The organism is Parvularcula maris, from assembly GCF_024505085.1.
Taxonomy (GTDB): Bacteria; Pseudomonadota; Alphaproteobacteria; order Caulobacterales; family Parvularculaceae; genus Parvularcula; species Parvularcula maris.
Window position 1 is genome coordinate 178,126 of sequence record NZ_JANIBC010000003.1, and the last position, 17,837, is coordinate 195,962.

A 17,837-nucleotide genomic window follows, 5' to 3' on the forward strand; every position below is an offset into this window, starting at 1 on the left:
GGGGAGGGAAGCAGAACCAGCGCCTGCTCTTTACTTCGCTCCCCCTCTAGAGGGGGAGCTGCCGGTAGGCTGAGGGGGAGCAGCCACCGGCGCTTACGTCTCCGTCTGCCTGCAAACGATCCAAACGCCAAAAAAAGGGTCCGCTCGAAAGCGGACCCTCTCATTTTACGTCCAGCCTGTGATGTCTGTAGAGATTAGAACTCCACCGACAAGCTAGCGTTGAAGATCCGTCCACGGTCATAGGCGAGGAAGGGAACCACGCCGTCGGCGAACGGGTTGTCGTCGGCGATGGCGTCCGGTCCGAAGTCGCGGAAGGCGTTGAACTCCTCGCCGAGAATGTTCCGTACCGAGAAACCCACATCCAGCGTCCGGTCGAACACCTCGAAGTTCCGGCCAAAGACGAAGTCCAGCTCGGTGGGCACGTCCTCGATAACCGAAGGAAGGGCACCCCCGCCCGCGGTCGGCTCCTCACCGAAGAGAATACGGTCGCTGGCGAAGTTCAGCAGCAGGGTCGCACGGAAGTTCGTGTCCGGGTTCTCCAGACCGAGCTGGAAGTTGAAGAGGTGGTCCGACTGACCCACGAGCGAGCGATCGGTATCGAGCACCGACACGGCGTCGAAGGTGGCCGAACCGAGGGTCAGCCCGGAGGGGACGATGATCTGGTCGTCGTCGCTGACGTCGAGCTCGGACTGGGAGAACGTGTAGTTCGTGTTCAGAATGAGCGTCTTGTCCGCCACGAAGTTCGGCAGGTCGCCCCAGTCGATCAGGTCGAAACGCTTCTCGAACTCGAACTCGATACCCCAGATCTGGGCTGCAGGTGCGTTGACGAAGGTGGTGATGTCACCTTCGGCCGGAACGAAGGCGCGCTCGATCGGGTTCTCGATGTCCTTGTAGAAAGCGCCGAGGGTGATGAACTCGCCGTTGCGGAAGTAGTACTCGCCGCGAACGTCGAAATTGTCGAGCTCCGAGTTCTCGAGGAACGGGTTACCGACGATCTCCACACTGAACTCAGGGTCGGTGAAGACCGTGGGAACCAGCTCGCGGAACTGGGGCCGTGCGATGGTCTGCGAGAAACCGGCGCGGAGCTGCAGATTGCCCAGGGGGTTCCAGGTCACCGTCACAGCCGGAAGCAGGAAGTCCTCGTCGATGACCTCCTCGATCACCGCGGCCGAACCGGTCTGGAACGCCGTGGCCGTTTCCTCGCCGTCTTCGTAGCGGACGCCGGCGGAGAAGCGCAGGTAGTCGTTCAGCTCGAAGTCGACCAGTCCGTAGCCGGAGATCACCTCGAGCGAGGCTTCCGAGCTGTCCGGGAAGGCGAGGGAGAGGAAGGGCGCGAACTGGAAGAGGCCGAGCTCGAAGATCTCGTCGTCGAACAGGACATCGGTCCGTGCGCCGAGAACGAAGGGCTCGATGACGTCGGCGAAATCGGCGAAGTCCGGGTTGGAGGGTGCGCCGCCCAGGAAGAAGGTCTGGCGTGCCGTCTCCCGCTCCGTGTCCGCGTAGCTGGCGCCGAAGCCGAGCTTGATCTCGCGCTCGCCCAGGGTGAAGGGCAGCTCGAAATCGGCGGCGGCGTAGAAGTTCGTGTCGTCCAGCGTCGAGAAGTTGATCTCGTTGAAGGTCGGTGCGGTCGGCACGATGAAGACCTGGTTGAAGACGCGGGTCTGCTCGACACCCGAGCCGTCCGTGTAGGTGACTTCATTCGGAACGCGGGTCAGGGTGCGCTCGTAGGGCGCATCCCGGCTCGCTTCGCCGTAGGAGACCCGCCATTTCGCGGTCAGGTCGGCGAGCGCCGGGAAGAAGTGCTCGCCGTTGAGCTGGCTCTGCCACACTTGCCTTTCGACGAAATCGGTGAACTCGCGGATGCCGGGAGCGTCGTTGATCTCGTCCTCGTCGGTGATGCTGCCGAGGCGTGCCCGCTTCAGGCTGGAGCGGAGAAGGAACGAGGTCAGGCCGATCTCATGGTCGCTGCCGATCTCGACGCCCAGCGTGCCCAGCGCGTTGATGGACACTTCCTGGCGCGTCTCCTCGTAGCGCTCGGCATCGGCATCGTTCTGCCCGGCATTGCCCTCGTCCGAGCGGTCCTCAATGGCGTCGCGGCGCTGCCACTGATTGTTGTAGCCCGCGTAGATGGTGCCGCCGACCCGGACATCCGAGTTGTCGACGAAGACCGTGCCGCCGGTGAAGGAGCCGCCGCCATTGATCGGGATGTCGTCCGTGGTGATCAGCGCAGTTTCGGAGTGGTTGAAGCTCTGGCTGACGGCGATGGGGTCGAAATCCTCGCCCGCCGCTGCTGCCGCCGCGAGGTCGGGCAGGTCGCGCAGACCATCGTCGAAGCCGAAACGGTCCGTGTCGGAACCTTCGAAGAACAGGCCTTCGCGGAAGTTCGATTCGGTGTCGATGGAGAGGCTGCCCCTGGCGACGAAGAAGCCCTCATCGGGAACGCCGACCGTCTGAAGGTCGATGGCGGCGCCGCCGAACTCGCCGGAGAACTGCGGCGAGAAGGTCTTCTGCGCGGTCGTGCCGGACAGGATCCTCGTCGGGATCAGGTCGAGGGGCGCTGCGCGGCGCAGCGGCTCCGGAGAGGGCAGGGGGACGCCGTTGATGGTGGTGGAGGCGTAGCGCTCGTTGAGACCGCGGGCGACGGGGAACTTGCCGCCGGAGATCGAGATGCCCGTGATACGGCGAAGGGCACCGGCAATGTCGGCGTCACCTGTGCGGACGAAATCCTCAGCATCGAGAAGGCTGGAGATCTCGGAGGTCGAGCGCTTCTCGTCGGGGACGAACGCGCCGCGTACGACGATCACGTCACCGCTGTCGGTGTCGGTATCGGCGGTGTCCTCCTCATCCACAGCGGTCTCGGCGACAGAGTCCTGTGCTGCTGCGGGAACGGCGATACTGAACATCGCGATCGCCAGCAGTGCCGATGGCACCAAAGCTTCTTGTTTAAGCATCCTTCGCGGCCCCCAAGGGAAACTTCCTATGATCTGAAATAAAGGGTCCCGGCCGGACGAAGGGCGTCCGGCCGGGTGAGTGCGTAGGTTAGTTGTTGGTCTCGTCGAAGAACGACCAGCCGACGAACCAGTTGTCGCTGTCGTCCTCGACCGCGCCGATATAGTCGACATCGTCAAGGAACTCGGCGATCGTGGCCGCCTGAGCCTCCGCATCGGCGGTGGTGGCGAAGACGCCGGACGCCGTGAAGAAGGTGTCGAGCGCCGCTTCGGTGACCGGGGTGACGGCTACGGCGTCGACCTCGCTGGAGACGGAGGTCAGCGCTAGGCCGGTATTGGTGTCGACACCGAGGCCGGTGAAGCTGCCGGACGCGATGGTGTTGTTGGCGCCGCCGGTGAAGATGTCGATATCCGTTCCGCCCGAGGTCTCGGCCACCGAGCCGCCGAAGTCGGCAACGAAGATCGAGTTGAGCAGAGGCTGACGACCCGACGCTGCTTCTTGGTCGAAGTCGGTCGCATCGTCCCGCACACCGGTGATGACGGAGTTGGCGACGAGGCCGTCGGTACCCGCTCGCAGGGTGATGCCGTCATCATGACCGTTGCCGGCACCGTTGGGGTTGATGGCGGTGACGTTGACGACCACCGGCACGGAGGTCGGGGTCACGTCCTGGGCGCCGGAGCCGCTATTGTTGTCGCCTTCGATGACGTTGTCGTTCGAGCCGGGCTCGTCGGTGCTGTCACCGGAGACGATGAGCGCGTACTGCAGCGCGCCGCTCCAGCCGCCGACCCAGTCGATGGAGTCGTCACCGGCATTGACGATGATGACGTGCGAGGCGTTCACCGTGCCGCCGAAGAACTCGATGCCGTCATCAGCGTTGTCGACGACCTCGATGAAGTCGAGCTCAGTTCCGCGGCCGACACCTTGAAGGGCGATGCCGTTGAGCTGGTTGTCCTCGGTGAAGGAGAAGCCGGCGTTGCGGATCTGGAGGTAGTTGACGACGCCCGAGTCGTCTTCGGGGTCGTTGCCGCCGTAGAGGCCCGAACCGCCTTCACCCTCGGCCTGGCAGGCAGCGGTGCCGCCGGTCTGGCCTGGGCAGAGGTTGATCGGCGCCTGGCCGTTGATGGCGAGGCCGCCCCAGCGGTCGGCTGCGACCTCGACCGGGGTCTGGCCGAGAACGTCGCGCAGGTTGGTCATGATGACCGGCGAGGTGGCGAGGCCGTTGACCTCGATGCGGTTGCCGCGGCGAACCACCAGGGTGTCGACCGCTGCGTCGTCGCTAGCAGCGAAGAGGGTGACGCCAGGAGCGATGGTCAGGGTGACGGCATCGTCGTCCGTATCGGCAAGGCCATCGGCGCCGTTATCGGTGCCGACGAAGACCGTGCCGTCGATCTCGTAGAGGATGCCGGGGGTTAGCGAGACGTCCGAGGTGAGCGTACCGGAGAGGGTGCAGACCTGAACGTCGCCGATCTGGGCTGCACGGGAAGCGTTCTCCTCGGTGCCTTCGGGGCACTCTTCCTCGGGGAAGTTGGCGCCTAGGGTCCAGTTGGCGAGCCAGCTCGTGGCGACCGAGGTCTCAGTGTCGGGGTCGAAGGCGCCGATATAGTCGACCTCTTCGATGAAGGAGATCGCATCGCCCGACAGGTCGGTCTCGTCGAACGCAGCCGGACCGGTGAAGGCGGAGTCGAGGAAGTCGAAGAAGGTATCGCTGGAGGCAATACCGCCGTTGAAGAGCGAGTTCAGCTCGAGACCGGCATTGGCGATGTTGCCGGCTTGGCCGGTGAAGATGTCGATGTCGGTGGACCCGGAGGTCTCGGCAACGCTTCCGCCGAAATCGGCTGCGAAGACCGAGCGCAGCAGCGGCTGGCGGCCTTCGGTGCTCTCCTGGTCGAAGTCGGTCGCGTCGTCGTCGATACCGGCGATGATGGCGTTGGCGACGATGCCGCCCGTGCCCGCGCGGAGGGTGATGCCGTCATCGGTGCCGACATCGGGTCCTGCGGCGTTGCCGAGGGCGGTCAGGTTGGTGACGATCGGGCTCGAGGTCGGGGCCACGTCCTGGGCGTCGGCGCCGCTGTTGTTGTCGCCTTCGATCAGGTTGTCGTTGCCGGACGGGCCGCCGACGATGGCGGCGTATTGCAGCGCGCCGTTCCAGCCGCCGACCCAGTCGATCGAGTCGTCCTGGGCGTCGGTGATCAGAACGAAGGAGGCGTTCACCGTGCCGCCGAAGAACTCGATGCCGTCATCGGCGTTGTTATGGACCTGGACGAACTCGACGATCGTGCCGTTGCCGACACCTTGAAGGGCGATGCCGTTGAGCTGGTTGTCCTCGGTGAAGGAGAAGCCCGCATACTGGACGCGGACGAAGCGGATGATGCCCGAGTTGTCGCTGGAATCGGCGCCGCCATAGAGGCCGGAGCCGCCTTCGCCTTCCGCGACGCAAGCCGCGGTGCCGCCGGTCTGGCCGGGGCAGAGGTTGATCGGCGCGGTGCCGTTCACGACCAGGCCGCCCCAGCGGTCGTTGGCCACGGTGACGTTCGCCTCGGTGCCGACGAGACCGTCATTGACGGCCTCGAACGCGGTGAGGTCGTTGCCCACCTGATCGGCGTCGAGGATGTCGCCCAGGGTCGTCATGACGATGGGCGCGGTCTCGGTGCCGTTGGCGATGATGTCGGAGCCGGGCGAGACGATGAGGGTGTCGACCTGGGCGTCGCCGGTCAGGGCGACCATGATCGTGCCGGGCTGGAGGGTCAGCGATGCGCCGGTCTCGACCGTTCCGCTGCCGTCGATGTCGTTGCCGCTGCCCAGCGGGTTCTCACCGACGAAAACCGAACCTTCGAAGAAGACCACGCCGCTGAGAACGTTGCTGGTTCCGGTGATGACCGTGGTGCCGGTATCGCTGTCGAGGCCCGCCGTGGCGAGGAAGCAGCCGGTGAGCTCGATGCCGCCCTCGGTGATCGTGCGCTGGGTCGTGCCGGTCGGGCAGGAGCCGTCGACGAAGTTGAGGACACCGTCGGCAGCGGGGGCCGGGGGAGTGGGCGGCGCCGGGTTCACAACCACGTCGATGTCGAGAACATCACCCGGACTGGCCACTTCCGAGCTGCCATCGCAGGCAGCGAGAACCAGGCCGGCAACGCCAAGCATAAGACTGGAACGGACAGTGTACGACGGTTTCATCTGATATGGCCCCCAAAGGCTGCATGAGTTAACGACGCGTCAGGTGCGCTGGGAGCCCCACTAGTTTTCTTTGGTGACAGGCTAATGACACTTTCTTGGCACGCGGATGAACCTCTTGGATTCCAACGTTCACGCGCTGCTATTTGACGAAACTGCCACCTGTCGGCATTGAAAACTCTATCGTTAGAGGTTTGGTGTAGTGTAACGCCCTAAAGGGAACTCTCCCCCGCGGGGCGGGGAAGGGCGCAGCGCGTCGCGCAGGGCGGCGCCGGCAGGCTAAGGGGCGTCGCTTGACGGGACGTGATGACAGGCAGGCGAAGAAGCGCGGCATGGCGCCGCTGATCGCTGCTGCCTGCGCGGTCGTTCTTCTGGCGCTCGCGGCAGCCGATGTTGTCCTGGCCGTGATCTCTCCGGTGACGGCGGAAGCGCCGAGCCGCACGGCGAGGGCCGAGGGGCGGCAGATGGAGGTAGACCTCTCGGTCCTCTCCCGCGTGAACCCCTTCGAAGGGGCGCCCGAGGTGAGCGAGGGTCCTGTAACGGCATCGCTTCCAGTCACGACGCTGCAGCTCAAGCTCAAATCGGCCTACCGTGTGAGCGAGGGGGTCTCCTCCGCCCTCATCGAGACGCCGAACGGGCGCCAGCAGCGCTTCCGCGAGGGCGATCAGATCATCAGGGGTGTCGAGTTGGACGAGGTGCGAGGCCGGGCCGTGGTCATCTCGCGCAGCGGTCGGCGGGAGATCCTGCCCCTCGAAAGCTTCCCCATCGCGCCCGAGGAGATGCAGATCGGCGGCGAGGCGGCACCCATCGGCGGCACCATCGAAGTCCCCGCCGAAGAGGAGGTTCAGCGGGTCGCCGAGGCTGCGGCCTCCGGTGAGAACCTTCAGACCCTCGCCGGGCCGCTCTTCCCGCTTCTCGCCCAGCAGGGGGCGGAGCCCGGAGACGTGCCCGTCGCCCTCAACGGCCGCCCCATCGAGGACGGCGAGGGATGGGACACCATCGCAGCGGCAGCCCAGCGCGAGGGCCGCGTGACCCTCACTGTGCTGCGCGGCGGCGAGCGCCGGGACATCGTCATCACCGTGCCGAGCGGCATCACCCTTTGAGGAACCTATGCGTCATCATTTTTTAGGCCTCCTGGCTTCGGTCTCTCTCCTTGCGGGCGCGCAGGCGTCCGCCCAGGGCGGCGCGACGATGAACTACGAGGACGCCGATCTGAAGGTGGTCGCGGGCGAGATCGCGGACCGGACCGGCTACTCCTTCATCCTCGACCCGCGCCTGTCGGGCCGTGTCAACATCGTCAGCCCGCCGAACGTCATGCTCACGCCGGAAGAGGTGTTCGAGGTCTTCCTCGCCACGCTTCAGGTCAACAACTTCACCGCCGTTCCGACCGGCGACCGGTCCTACAAGATCGTCCCGATCGAGCAAGGCGCCCGTGACGGCGGGCCGGTGGGCGGATCGAGCGTAGGCGGACGGACGGTCACCCGGATCTTCCCCCTCGCCAATATCGACGCCGCCAACGCAGCGGCGCAGCTCAGGGGGCTCGTGGGTCCGCAAGGCCTGATCCTGGCCGTGCGCGAGAGCAACTCCCTCATCGTGGTGGACAACGGACGCAATGTGGACCGCGTACGGCAGGTGCTGGAGGATATCGACCTCGACGACACGGTGGTGCGGACGGTGAGCCTCGAGAACGGCGATGCGACCCAGGTGGCCGAAGCGCTGCGGGAGATCCTCAACCAGCCGACGGGTGACCGCCAGCTCGGCGGCAGCGTACAGATCATCCCCTCGATCGGCACCAACCAGATCATCCTGCGCGGCTCGCCGCAGCAGGTTTCGCGGGCCGTGCCGATCATCGCACAGCTCGACAATTCAGGCGGCATCAGGGGCAATTTCGACGCTATCTATCTCGACCATGCCGATGGCGAGGAACTGGTGCCGATCATCAGCGAGCTGATCGGCGGCTCGTCCGCCTCCGGCGGAGGGGCGGCTCAGGCTGGCGGCGGGGGAGGAACGACCTCGGTCTCGGCCAACGGCATCGTGGTCACCTTCCACCAGCCCACCAACGCGATCCTCGTCAACGCGCCGCCCGAAGCCCAGCGCACGATCCGCCAGCTCGTCGCTCAGCTCGATATCCGCCGGCCCCAGGTGCTGATCGAGGCCATCGTGGTGGAGATCGCCAACAACACCGCAAGAGAGCTGGGCGTGCAGTACCTCTCCGGCGGGGACGGCCTGCCGGTGACCGCGGCGAGCTTCACCGATACCCAGCCGAACCTCGTCTCGGCGGCGGGCGCTGCCTTCTTCCTCACCGAAGATCTCAGTGCACCGACCCAGATCATTCCCGGCGACGGCACCAACCCGGACATCGTCGTCAACCCCGATCCGGTCGATCCCAACGTCCTCGCTCTTTCCGGCCAGCTCGTTCAGGCGGCCGTCGGCGACCTTCTGAGCTTCAACGGCTTTCTCGCAGGGTTTGGCGAGACGACCGACGATGGCGGCGTCTACGGCGTCCTGCTCTCGGCGCTGCAGTCGGACAGCCGCTCCAACGTGCTCTCCACCCCCTTCACCATGGCCCTCGACAACGAGCCCGCGCGGCTTCAGGTGGGCCAGGAGATCCCCGTGGTCACCGGCGAAGCGGTCGGTACGGACTTCCAGGGCGGCTTCCGCAACATCGAGCGCCAGGATGTCGGCACCATCCTGGAGGTCACCCCGCAGATCAATGACGGCGACGCGGTCACCCTGGAGATCAAGCTGGAGGTCAGCTCGCTGACGGCCTTCACAGCGGATTCGGACAGCCCGATCCTGCAGAAATCCGTCAGTGAGCAGAAGCTGACCGCCGATAACGGTCAGATGATTGTCATTGGCGGCCTCGTGGACAACGACCAGCGCAGCGTCGAGACCAAGGTGCCGCTGCTCGGCGACATTCCGATCTTGGGCAACCTCTTTAAAGGCCAGACCCGCTCGGAGGAGGAGACCACGCTGATGGTCTTCATCAAGCCCACCATCGTGCGCGACGCGGCGACGGCCCAGGCGGTTACCGCGAAGAAATACGATTTCGCACGCCAGCGCCAGCTTCGCGCCGAGCGGCGTGAGCGCGGCCCGGCGAGGATCGACCGGGTTCAAGAGGAGCTCTTGGGTGTCTATCTGGAGGGGCAGGAACCCATTCAGCCCGACGAAGAGACCCTGAGCCCGTGAGCGAGACCGCAAGCCCCGATACCAGCGTCCCCGAGGCGCCGCGCTTCGCCTACGCCTTTGCCAAGGAGCGGCGGCTGATCCTTCTCGACGCGGAAGGCGAGGAGGCGGTGGTGGGCCGCTGCGACAGCGGCGAGGGTATCCCCGTCACCGCGCTGATCGAGGCGAGGCGGGCGGCCGGCAAGCCGGTCCGCTTCGAGACCCTGGAGCAGAAGGTCTTCGAGCGCCGCCTCTCGGAGATCTACTCGGTGGAGGGCCTGTCGGCGGCGACCTTCGAGGAGGGGGAGGGGCACGAAGACCTCTCCTCGCTCGCCGAGGGGCTGCCCGAGACCGCCGACCTTCTCGATACGGAGGATGACGCTCCGGTCATCCGCCTCATCAACGCGCTGGTGGCTGAGGCCATCAAGACCCGCGCTTCCGATATCCATGTCGAGCCCTACGAAACGGCGCTATCCATCCGCCTGCGTATCGACGGGGTGCTGCGCGAGGTGCTGAGCCTGCCCGCCCGCCTGACGCCGGTGCTCATCAGCCGGGTCAAGGTCATGGCTAGGCTCGACATCGCCGAGAAGCGCGTGCCCCAGGACGGGCGCATCAGCCTCGCCATGGGCGGAAGGCTCGTCGATGTTCGTGTTTCGACTCTGCCCTCCCGCTTCGGCGAGCGCATCGTCATGCGGCTTCTCGACAAGGAGCAGGCGCAGCTCGATCTCGACGCCCTCGGTATGCCGACAGCGATCCGGGCGAAGTTCGAAAAGGTGCTCCGTAAACCGAACGGCGTGATCCTCGTCACCGGCCCCACGGGCTCCGGTAAGACGACGACGCTCTATGCGGCGCTGACCCTGCTGAACGATCCCGGTGTCAACATCCTCACCGTCGAGGACCCGGTGGAGTACGCCCTGGAAGGCATCGGCCAGACCCAGGTGAACAACAAGGTGGGCATGAGCTTCGCGGCGGGCCTGCGCGCGATTCTTCGTCAGGACCCGGACATCGTCATGGTGGGCGAGATCCGCGACGTGGAGACGGCGCAGATCGCGGTCCAAGCCTCGCTGACGGGGCACCTTGTGCTCTCTACCATTCACACCAACTCGGCCATCGGCGCGGTGACGCGGCTGAGGGATATGGGGGTCGAACCCTTCCTTCTCTCGCCGACCATCGCAGGCGTCCTGGCCCAGCGCCTCGTCCGTAGGCTGTGCGAAGCCTGCAAGGAGCCGCACGCCCCGTCCAAGACCGAGCGCGATCTTCTGGGTGTCAGCAAGATGGACGGTCACACCATCTACGGGCCGAAGGGCTGCCCGGCCTGCAACGGCACCGGCTATGAGGGCCGTGTGGGTCTCTACGAGCTGGTGGTGGTCAGCGACAACCTCCGTAAGCTGATCCATGACGATGCAGGCGAGCAGCAACTCCGCGCTGAGGCTTTCCGCGACGCGCCAACCCTTGCCCAGTCGGGCTACGCCCATGTGCTCGAAGGCCGGACCTCCATCGAGGAAGTCCTCCGCGTCGTACAGGAGACGGAGGCCACGTGACCGCGTTCCGCTACGAGGCGATGGACGCTTCGGGCAGGAAGACCCGAGGCACGGTGGAGGCGGAGACGATCCGCCGTGCACGACGCGACGTCATCGCGCGCGGTCTGACGCCTCTCTTCGTCGGTGAGGAGAAGAAGCGCGCCGCGATCATCGAGCTTCGCCGCGGTCCCGCACCGCCTAAGAAGTCCGAGGTCATCGCCGCCACCCGGCAGCTCGCCACCCTCATCGAGGCCGCGATGCCCGTGGAGGAGGCCCTAGCCGCCGTGGCGCAGCAGATGGAGGGCGGGCGCATCGGCGACGTTCTTTCCCAAGTGCGCCAGCGCGTCATCGAAGGGTGGCGCCTATCTAAAGCCCTCGGCGAGCACCCCAAAGCCTTCAACCCCCTCTATCGCGGCATCGTCGCTTCGGGTGAGACATCGGGCGATCTCGGCGCCGTGCTCTCGCGCCTCGCCGACATGCAGGAGCGCAACCAGCAGATGGCGCAGGCGGCGCAACAGGCACTGATCTACCCGGCCTGCATCTTCCTCGTCGCCATCGGTGTCGTCTGGGCGCTGATGACCTTCGTGGTGCCCCGCATGGTCGAGCAGTTCTCTCGGATGCCGGGGATGCAGCTTCCCCTGCCCACCCGCGTCGTCATCGGCACGTCGGACTTCATCGGCACGTGGGGATGGCTGGCCCTGCTTATCCTCATCGGCGTCGCGGCCGCGTTTTGGCAGGCCCGTCGCCAGGAGAAGAGCAAGCTTTTCCTCGACCGCATCAGCCTCAAGGCGCCGGTGCTGGGCACCCTGTCGCGGGAGCTCGACGCGGCCCGCTTCGCCCGCACCCTGGCCACCTTGTTCGCCGCGGGCGCGCCGCTCCTCGAAGCGCTGGAGGGTGCACGCAACACGCTGACCAACAGTTTCATCAAGCGCGAGGTCGGCGGCGCCGTCACCGCCGTGCGCGAGGGGGCGAGCCTCGCCGTCGCCATCAAGCGGGCCGCCGTCTTCCCACCCATCATGGCCTCGATGATTGCCGCCGGGGAGCGCTCCGGCAAGCTGCCGGACATGCTCTCCCGCACGGCCGCTCAGATGGAGGGGAGCTTCCAGACCGCCACCACGACGGCGCTGAGACTCCTCGAACCCGCGGTGATCGTGCTTCTAGGCTTGATCGTCATGCTCATTGTCCTATCGATCATGCTACCCATTCTGCAGATCAACAACATGGCGCTGGGCTAGGGCGCCGGGGTAGGAGCGATGATGAAGAACAGACGCGACAAGCAAAAAGGCCTGACCTTGGTCGAGCTGATGGTGGTGATCGTCATCATCGGGCTGATCTCGGGCATCGTGGTCTTCAACGTGCTGCCCGCCGCCGACAAGGCGCGGGTCTCGACCGCGAGGACCGACATCAAGCGCATCGAGACGGCGCTGACCCAGTACAAGCTCGACAACCAGAACTTCCCCACCCAGTCCCAGGGGCTCGAGGCCCTTGTCAGCGCGCCGCGTGACCTGCGCCGTCCAGAGCGCTACCAGACCGGCGGTTACATCCAGAGCCTGCCCGAGGACCCGTGGGGCAACCCTTACGTCTACCTCTTCCCCGGCGAGTTCGGCGAAGTGGACATCGTCTCCTACGGCGCCGACGGGCGGCCAGGAGGGGAGGGCCTGAATGCCGATATCGGCTCCTGGCAGGACTGAGAAAGCTCCCCCTCCGCCCCTGCGGGGCACCTCCCCCTCTCGGAGGGGGAGGGATAGCGTGCCAAGGTGCGAAACTCCTTCGCTCCCCCTCCGTGAGAGGGAGCTGCCCGAAGGGCTGAGGGGGAGAAGCGCACACACGCAGTGTGGCCTCACCCTCGTCGAGCTTCTCATCGTCCTGCTCATCGTCAGCATGACCGCGGGGATCGTCATGTTCGCCGTGCCGCGGCAGCCTAACGATCTCCTTTCGGTCAGCCAGCAGTTCGAGCGCGACGTGATCGCCGCCCGCGACCAGGCCGTGGCCGAGGCGGCGCTCTACGGCATCGAGCCGATGCCCGGCGGCTATGTGGTCTACCGCCTGGTGCCCGAGGGCTGGCTGGCGGTGGAGCAGCGCAGCCTGCCCCGCGGGCTGGCCTTCGCCATCGAGGGCGGGGACATGTTCGATATGCCCGAGCACCGCGACGAGATCGGCTTCGGCCTTCCGCCTAAGGAGGAAGAGGCGACAGCGAGCCTCATGCCGGACATCCTCTTCGCTGCCGACGGCACCGCCACGCCCTTCACCGCGACCTTCGGCACGGGGCGGCTCCAGTCCCGCGTTATGGTCGGCCCGTTCGGCGAGCTGAAGGAGGACACGCGGTGAGTGACCAGCGCGGCCTGACCCTGATCGAAGTGCTGGTCGCGATGACCGTGCTCGCGCTCGTCGTGGGCTCGCTCCTGGTCCTGATCGGTCAGCATACGAGACAGGCGGCGGCGCTCGAGGACCGCCTGATGGCCAGGATCGCGGCGGACAACGCACTCGCCTCCTACATCATCGCTCGCGAGGAAGGGGCGAGGGTGGACCTGCGCTCGGAGGAAGAGATCGGCGGCCGGACGATCTACATCGAGATAGGCCGCAGCAACGCGCCCCTCGAAGGGTTCGAGCTGGTCGAGGCCAGCGCCCGCCTCAGCCGCGACGGCCAGGTGCTGGCAAGCTACCAGACCATCCGCCCGGTCGGGGGGCTGGCGCCATGAAGCAGCGCGGCCTGACCCTCGTGGAGGTGCTGGTGGCGCTCAGCATCTTCAGCGCCGTCTCCGCCATCGGCCTCGCAGGCTTCGACCTGGCCGCGCGCGGTTCGGAGCAGCTTGCCGATGCCGAGGCCCGCATCGGTGAGCTGGAGCGGCTGCGCGGCATCCTGCGCCAGGACCTGGCCTTGCTCGAGGACCGTTCCGTCATGGAGCCGGACATGACCAGGCCGAGGCCCCCCCTCATCGGTGGGCGCGCGCTCTCGGACATGATGCCGAACGAGGAGGAGCCGCTTCTGGCCTTGGTCAGGGGCGGCTGGACCAACCCAGAGGCTCGCCAGCCAAGGTCGGAGCTTCAGGCCGTCACCTACCTTCTGGACGGGGACAGGCTGATCCGCCGGACACGTCCTTTCCTCGATGCCGTGGCCGATACGCCCTATGCGGAGGATGTGCTGCTGGAAGGGGCGTCGGAGCTGGAGATTACCTACCGTGTGCTGGGGCGGTGGAGCGACGAGGCGGGGCGCACCGAGGAAGAAGAGCGCCCGACGGCGCTGCGGCTACGCTTCACGCATCCCTATTTCGGCGAGATCGAGAACGTCTTCCTGATCCCGGAGGGCCGGTCATGAGGAATGAGCGGGGTGCGGCCCTTCTGACGGTGATCCTGATGACCGGGACCCTCGCGGTCTTGGCTGTGGCGATGACCGAGATCCTGACCGTGGCGCTCGCCAGGGCAGGGGCGAGCGAGGCGCGGGACCAGGCCTACTGGGCGATGCACGGGCTGGAGGACGCGGCCCTTGGCTATCTCAGGGACCAGGGGGAGGTGCTGGACAGCCCCACGGGGGTGCTGTTCGGCCAGCCGGTCGTCATACCCTTCGAGGGCGGGGCCGCGACCCTCACCTTCACCGACCGCAGCAACTGCTTCAACATCAACGATCTCCTGCAGGAGGCGGACGGCGAGCTCACCCCCGACGAGGGCGCGGCGGAGCGTTTCGCGGGGCTCGTGCGCGAGCTCGGCGCCGGGCAGACCGCCGGTCAGCAGCTCGCCGCCCGCATTGCCGATTTCGCCGACACGAACGATCAGCCCCAGGCAGGCAGCGTCGACGATTTCGACTATCAGCGCCGCGAGGTGCCCTACCGCTCGGCCAGGGTGCTCTTGGCCTCCGTCACCGAGCTGCGCGCCATCGCCGGATTTTCGCCCGATGTTTACAGGGCTCTGCTACCGCATCTCTGCGCACTGCCGACGGACGGGACGGGAACGCTGAACGTGAACACGCTGAGCATCGAGGATGCCCCGCTTCTGGCGGCCGCCATGGGGGAGGCGGTGACCCTGCGCGCGGCGGAATCGCTGATCACCGAGCGCCCGCCCACGGGTTATGAGGACGTCCAGGCCTTTCTGGACCAGCCGCTGCTGGCGGGCCGCGAGGTTCCCCAGGACCTCTCCACCATGATCAGCGCTGCGCCCACCGTGATCGGTTTGGAGATCGTGCTGGAGAACCAGACCGGACGGCTGCGCCAGACCAGCGAGATCTACCGGGAAGGCGAGGGGTTTCGGGTTATCGAGCGCCGCCGCGGGGAGCGCCTGCCATGACGCTCGTTCTCGTTCTCGACCGAAGCCTCGAACGCGCCGCCGCCTACGCTTTCATGCGTGCAGGCGAGCCGGTGGAGACGGGCGCCGATGTACCCCTCTTCTCCCTCGCCGAGCTTCTGCGCGACAAGGAGGAGCTAGTGGTGCTCCTGCCCGGCGAAGAGGCGGTGACGAGGGTTCTGGCTCTGCCGATGAAGCGGGAGGGGGAGGCGCGCCGCGCGGCGGCCCTTCTTCTCGAGGACGAGCTGGCGGCCCCGATCGAGACCCCCGAGACGGCCTTCGGCCCGCTCAACGAAGGCCGCAGGCTGACGACGATGGTGCCCGCCGGCCTCGTCGCGGAGGCGCTGGAGCGGCTCGAAGAGGCGGGGCTCGACCCCGACATCATCAGTGTGGACCATGCTGCGCTGCCTGCCGCCGAAGAGGGAGCGGCGACGCTCGCTCTCGGTAGGCTGACCGCCGTGCGCCTCCGAGACAGCGCGTTCACTGCCGAGGACGCGTTCGCGCGAGAGCTTCTGACCTATGAGGAGGCCGAAGCGCACCCGGCCCACCTCTCCGACATCGAGGCGGCAGGGCTGCCGAACTTCCGTAAGGGGAGGTTTGCAAGGCGCACGCCGCTTCCCGACTTCAAGCCCTACCTCCTGGCGGCATCCTTGCTGCTGGCCGCCGGAACCATGTTCCTCGCTGGCTCTTTGGTGGAGGGGTTCAAGTATCAGGGCGCAGCGAACGAGGCGCGCCAGTCCGCCATCTCGTCGTTCGAAGCGGCCTATCCGGGACGCCCCATCCTCGATCTCGAACGCCAGCTCGCCAATGTGCGGCAGAGCGGCGGCCCGGCCTCGGACTTTCTACCCCTCGTTGCCGCGCTGACCGAGGTGCTCGACGGTCAGGAGACGACCTTCCTCACCTCCATCAACTATCGCGGTGACGGCGAGGTGGCCGCCGAGCTGGTCTTCGCCTCGCTCGGTGATCTCGAACAGGTGGTAGGCGCCCTGGAAGACAAGGGCGTCAACGCGCGCGAGGGTAGCGATGTCCGCCGCGAGAACGACGCGCTCGTCACACGCCTCTTTCTGGGAGCGCCGCGATGATGGAACGCCTGAACCAGCTTTCGCAGCGCGAGCGTCTGCTCCTTCTCGGATTGAGCGGCCTGCTGATCGTCCTGGCACTGATCTACCTCGTGATCCTGCCCGTTCTGAACTTCGAGGACACGGCCAAGAGCCGCTACAGCGATGCGGTTCGCCTCGAAGCGCTGGCGCAGGATATCGAAGCTCCCGATGCCCGCCCCAGTGAGGACAGAGGCCTCCGATCGGTGGTGACGAGCTATGCCGACCGCAACGCCGTGCCCTATACGCGGGTGACCCAGACCCCTTCGGGCGACGTGCAGATCGACCTCGGCGACACGTCCCACCGGGCCGTCTTCTCCTGGCTGCGCGCGCTCGAGGACAGCGAAGGGGTGGTGGTGACCGCTGCCTATCTCGCCCCCGGCGAGGGTTCGGGCACGGTGAGCGGGCGCTTCACCTTGCAGAGGGCGGCACGTTGAGAAAGCTCCTCCCCCTTATCCTCCTTGGTATACTGGTCTTCGCGGCAGCGATCGTCAGCAGGCTACCGGCCAGCCTCGTCCTCGACCGGTTGCCGAGCGAGGTCAGCTACAACGCGGCCTCCGGCAGCCTTTGGCGCGGCGAGTTGCAAGGCGTTCGTGTCAGTGGGCAGAGTATCGGCCGGGTGACCTACCGCATCAAGCTGCTGCCGCTTCTTACCGGGCGGGCCGCTGCCTTCGTGACCGCCGACGGTCCGTCGCTGACCGGCAGGGGAGATGTAGCCTATGGGAGCGACACCGTCACCGTCTCGGACTTTCGCGGCCAGGCCAACCTTCAAGGGCTAGGCCTCACCGATTTCTTCGAGGCGCCCCTGGTGGGCTCGGCGGAGGTGGAGGTGGACCGCATCGCTTTCGGTCCGAGCGGGTGCGAACAAGCCGCCTTCCGTGCCGAGACCGATGTGCTGGTTCAGTCCCTGGGCGTCTTCGGCGGAGAGGACCTCACGCTGAGCGGCGAGGGGGCCTGCCAGGGAGAGAACCTCGTCCTGCCCCTCGGCGCCGACAGCAGCCAGGGGAGCGTCGATGTGCAGCTCATCCTCTCACCAGAAGGCCAGTGGGTCTCGTCCATGACCGTACAGCCGACGGACCCCCGTTTCGGCAGCATCTTTCAAGGGGCGGGTTTCAGGAACGCGGAGCCCGGCACCTGGTCGATCGAGCGCCGCGGTGTGGTAGGTGATCTTCTATGAAAGTTCTCGTCCCGCTTATCCTTCTGGCCGCCGCTGCCTGCGCCTCCGCTCCGAAGCCAGCCGCCCAGGCTCCCCAGGGTGAGGCCTTCCGCCGTTCCGAAGCGCCCGACCCCTCGCCGCTAGCGAGGTACGACATCCCCTCGGGCCGCTGCGGCATGATCCTATGGGCGAGAAGCGGAGGCCGGACGGTGCCGATCTTCCGCTCGGTGGACGTGACCAGCGCCACCATGACCGTCGAGGGCGAGAAGGTGGCGCTCCTGCTGCAGAGCCAGGACGGCGACCTTCGCCTGGGCATGAGAGCACAGCAGCTCTTCGCTGCGTCCGAAGATGCTCAGGCCGGGCTCACCGTCATGACCAAGCTCGAATGGGGCCAGCCATTCCCCAGCGGCACCTATGTCAGGGGGGGCACGCTCACATTGACAGGCAGCGACGGATGGCAGCGGATCCTGCCGGTCGCTGGGATTGCCGGGTGCAAAGCGTAAGTAA

15 protein-coding genes are annotated in these 17,837 nt (G+C 66.5%); 13 read left to right on the forward strand and 2 right to left on the reverse strand.

Annotation, left to right across the window (positions count from 1 at the left end):
* Nucleotides 1-194 precede the first annotated feature (194 nt).
* Nucleotides 195-2,951: a TonB-dependent receptor domain-containing protein gene (locus NOG11_RS06570; protein ID WP_256618911.1), complete on the reverse strand. Its 2,757-nt coding sequence runs from the start codon at nucleotides 2,949-2,951 to the stop codon at nucleotides 195-197.
* Nucleotides 2,952-3,039: 88 nt separating this feature from the next.
* Nucleotides 3,040-6,087, reverse strand: a complete 3,048-nt coding sequence (locus NOG11_RS06575) for a beta strand repeat-containing protein (protein WP_256618912.1) — start codon at nucleotides 6,085-6,087, stop codon at nucleotides 3,040-3,042.
* A gap of 323 nt (nucleotides 6,088-6,410) precedes the next feature.
* On the opposite strand from NOG11_RS06575, the gene NOG11_RS06580 reads away from it, so the two are divergent.
* The 13 genes from NOG11_RS06580 to NOG11_RS06640 are packed head-to-tail and all read left to right on the forward strand — an operon-like array spanning nucleotide 6,411 to nucleotide 17,833.
* A complete protein-coding gene (locus NOG11_RS06580; protein ID WP_256618913.1) occupies nucleotides 6,411-7,220 on the forward strand; it encodes a type II secretion system protein N in 810 nt (269 codons plus the stop codon).
* Between the two features lie 7 nt (nucleotides 7,221-7,227).
* Nucleotides 7,228-9,306: a type II secretion system secretin GspD gene (gspD, locus tag NOG11_RS06585; RefSeq protein WP_256618914.1), complete on the forward strand. Its 2,079-nt coding sequence runs from the start codon at nucleotides 7,228-7,230 to the stop codon at nucleotides 9,304-9,306.
* Nucleotides 9,303-10,823 carry a type II secretion system ATPase GspE gene (gene gspE / locus NOG11_RS06590; RefSeq protein ID WP_256618916.1) on the forward strand — a complete coding sequence of 507 codons (1,521 nt, stop codon included), beginning with the start codon at nucleotides 9,303-9,305 and terminating at the stop codon, nucleotides 10,821-10,823. The genes gspD and gspE overlap by 4 nt, the downstream gene beginning before the upstream one ends.
* Nucleotides 10,820-12,037 (forward strand): type II secretion system inner membrane protein GspF, encoded by a 1,218-nt coding sequence (gene gspF / locus NOG11_RS06595; protein WP_256618917.1) that lies wholly within the window; start codon nucleotides 10,820-10,822, stop codon nucleotides 12,035-12,037. The genes gspE and gspF overlap by 4 nt, the downstream gene beginning before the upstream one ends.
* A 21-nt stretch (nucleotides 12,038-12,058) precedes the next feature.
* The gene (gspG, locus tag NOG11_RS06600; RefSeq protein WP_256618918.1) at nucleotides 12,059-12,493 is read left to right on the forward strand and encodes a type II secretion system major pseudopilin GspG; all 435 of its coding nucleotides are present in this window, start codon (nucleotides 12,059-12,061) and stop codon (nucleotides 12,491-12,493) included.
* Between the two features lie 58 nt (nucleotides 12,494-12,551).
* Nucleotides 12,552-13,130 (forward strand): prepilin-type N-terminal cleavage/methylation domain-containing protein, encoded by a 579-nt coding sequence (locus NOG11_RS06605; RefSeq protein WP_256618919.1) that lies wholly within the window; start codon nucleotides 12,552-12,554, stop codon nucleotides 13,128-13,130.
* Entirely contained in the window at nucleotides 13,127-13,501 is a 375-nt protein-coding gene (gspI, locus tag NOG11_RS06610) for a type II secretion system minor pseudopilin GspI (protein ID WP_256618920.1), read from the forward strand. Before NOG11_RS06605 ends, gspI begins: the two co-directional genes overlap by 4 nt.
* Entirely contained in the window at nucleotides 13,498-14,118 is a 621-nt protein-coding gene (gene gspJ, locus NOG11_RS06615; protein WP_256618921.1) for a type II secretion system minor pseudopilin GspJ, read from the forward strand. Before gspI ends, gspJ begins: the two co-directional genes overlap by 4 nt.
* Nucleotides 14,115-15,080, forward strand: coding sequence for a type II secretion system minor pseudopilin GspK (gene gspK / locus NOG11_RS06620; RefSeq protein WP_256618922.1), 966 nt, complete (start codon nucleotides 14,115-14,117; stop codon nucleotides 15,078-15,080). Before gspJ ends, gspK begins: the two co-directional genes overlap by 4 nt.
* Entirely contained in the window at nucleotides 15,077-16,159 is a 1,083-nt protein-coding gene (gene gspL, locus NOG11_RS06625; RefSeq protein WP_256618923.1) for a type II secretion system protein GspL, read from the forward strand. The genes gspK and gspL overlap by 4 nt, the downstream gene beginning before the upstream one ends.
* Nucleotides 16,156-16,611, forward strand: a complete 456-nt coding sequence (locus NOG11_RS06630; RefSeq protein WP_256618924.1) for a type II secretion system protein M — start codon at nucleotides 16,156-16,158, stop codon at nucleotides 16,609-16,611. The genes gspL and NOG11_RS06630 overlap by 4 nt, the downstream gene beginning before the upstream one ends.
* Nucleotides 16,608-17,351 (forward strand): type II secretion system protein N, encoded by a 744-nt coding sequence (gene gspN / locus NOG11_RS06635; RefSeq protein ID WP_256618925.1) that lies wholly within the window; start codon nucleotides 16,608-16,610, stop codon nucleotides 17,349-17,351. Before NOG11_RS06630 ends, gspN begins: the two co-directional genes overlap by 4 nt.
* A complete protein-coding gene (locus tag NOG11_RS06640) occupies nucleotides 17,348-17,833 on the forward strand; it encodes a hypothetical protein (protein WP_256618926.1) in 486 nt (161 codons plus the stop codon). Before gspN ends, NOG11_RS06640 begins: the two co-directional genes overlap by 4 nt.
* Nucleotides 17,834-17,837: the final 4 nt, after the last annotated feature.

Excerpts from the sequence above, each read along its gene's own strand:
- NOG11_RS06570 (WP_256618911.1), bottom strand. The coding sequence starts at position 2,951 with ATGCTTAAACAAGAAGCTTTGGTGCCATCGGCACTGCTGGCGATCGCG.
- NOG11_RS06575 (WP_256618912.1), bottom strand. The coding sequence starts at position 6,087 with ATGCTTGGCGTTGCCGGCCTGGTTCTCGCTGCCTGCGATGGCAGCTCG.
- gspD (WP_256618914.1), top strand. The coding sequence starts at position 7,228 with ATGCGTCATCATTTTTTAGGCCTCCTGGCTTCGGTCTCTCTCCTTGCG.
- gspG (WP_256618918.1), top strand. The coding sequence starts at position 12,059 with ATGAAGAACAGACGCGACAAGCAAAAAGGCCTGACCTTGGTCGAGCTG.
- gspJ (WP_256618921.1), top strand. The coding sequence starts at position 13,498 with ATGAAGCAGCGCGGCCTGACCCTCGTGGAGGTGCTGGTGGCGCTCAGC.
- gspK (WP_256618922.1), top strand. The coding sequence starts at position 14,115 with ATGAGGAATGAGCGGGGTGCGGCCCTTCTGACGGTGATCCTGATGACC.
- gspL (WP_256618923.1), top strand. The coding sequence starts at position 15,077 with ATGACGCTCGTTCTCGTTCTCGACCGAAGCCTCGAACGCGCCGCCGCC.
- NOG11_RS06630 (WP_256618924.1), top strand. The coding sequence starts at position 16,156 with ATGATGGAACGCCTGAACCAGCTTTCGCAGCGCGAGCGTCTGCTCCTT.
- NOG11_RS06640 (WP_256618926.1), top strand. The coding sequence starts at position 17,348 with ATGAAAGTTCTCGTCCCGCTTATCCTTCTGGCCGCCGCTGCCTGCGCC.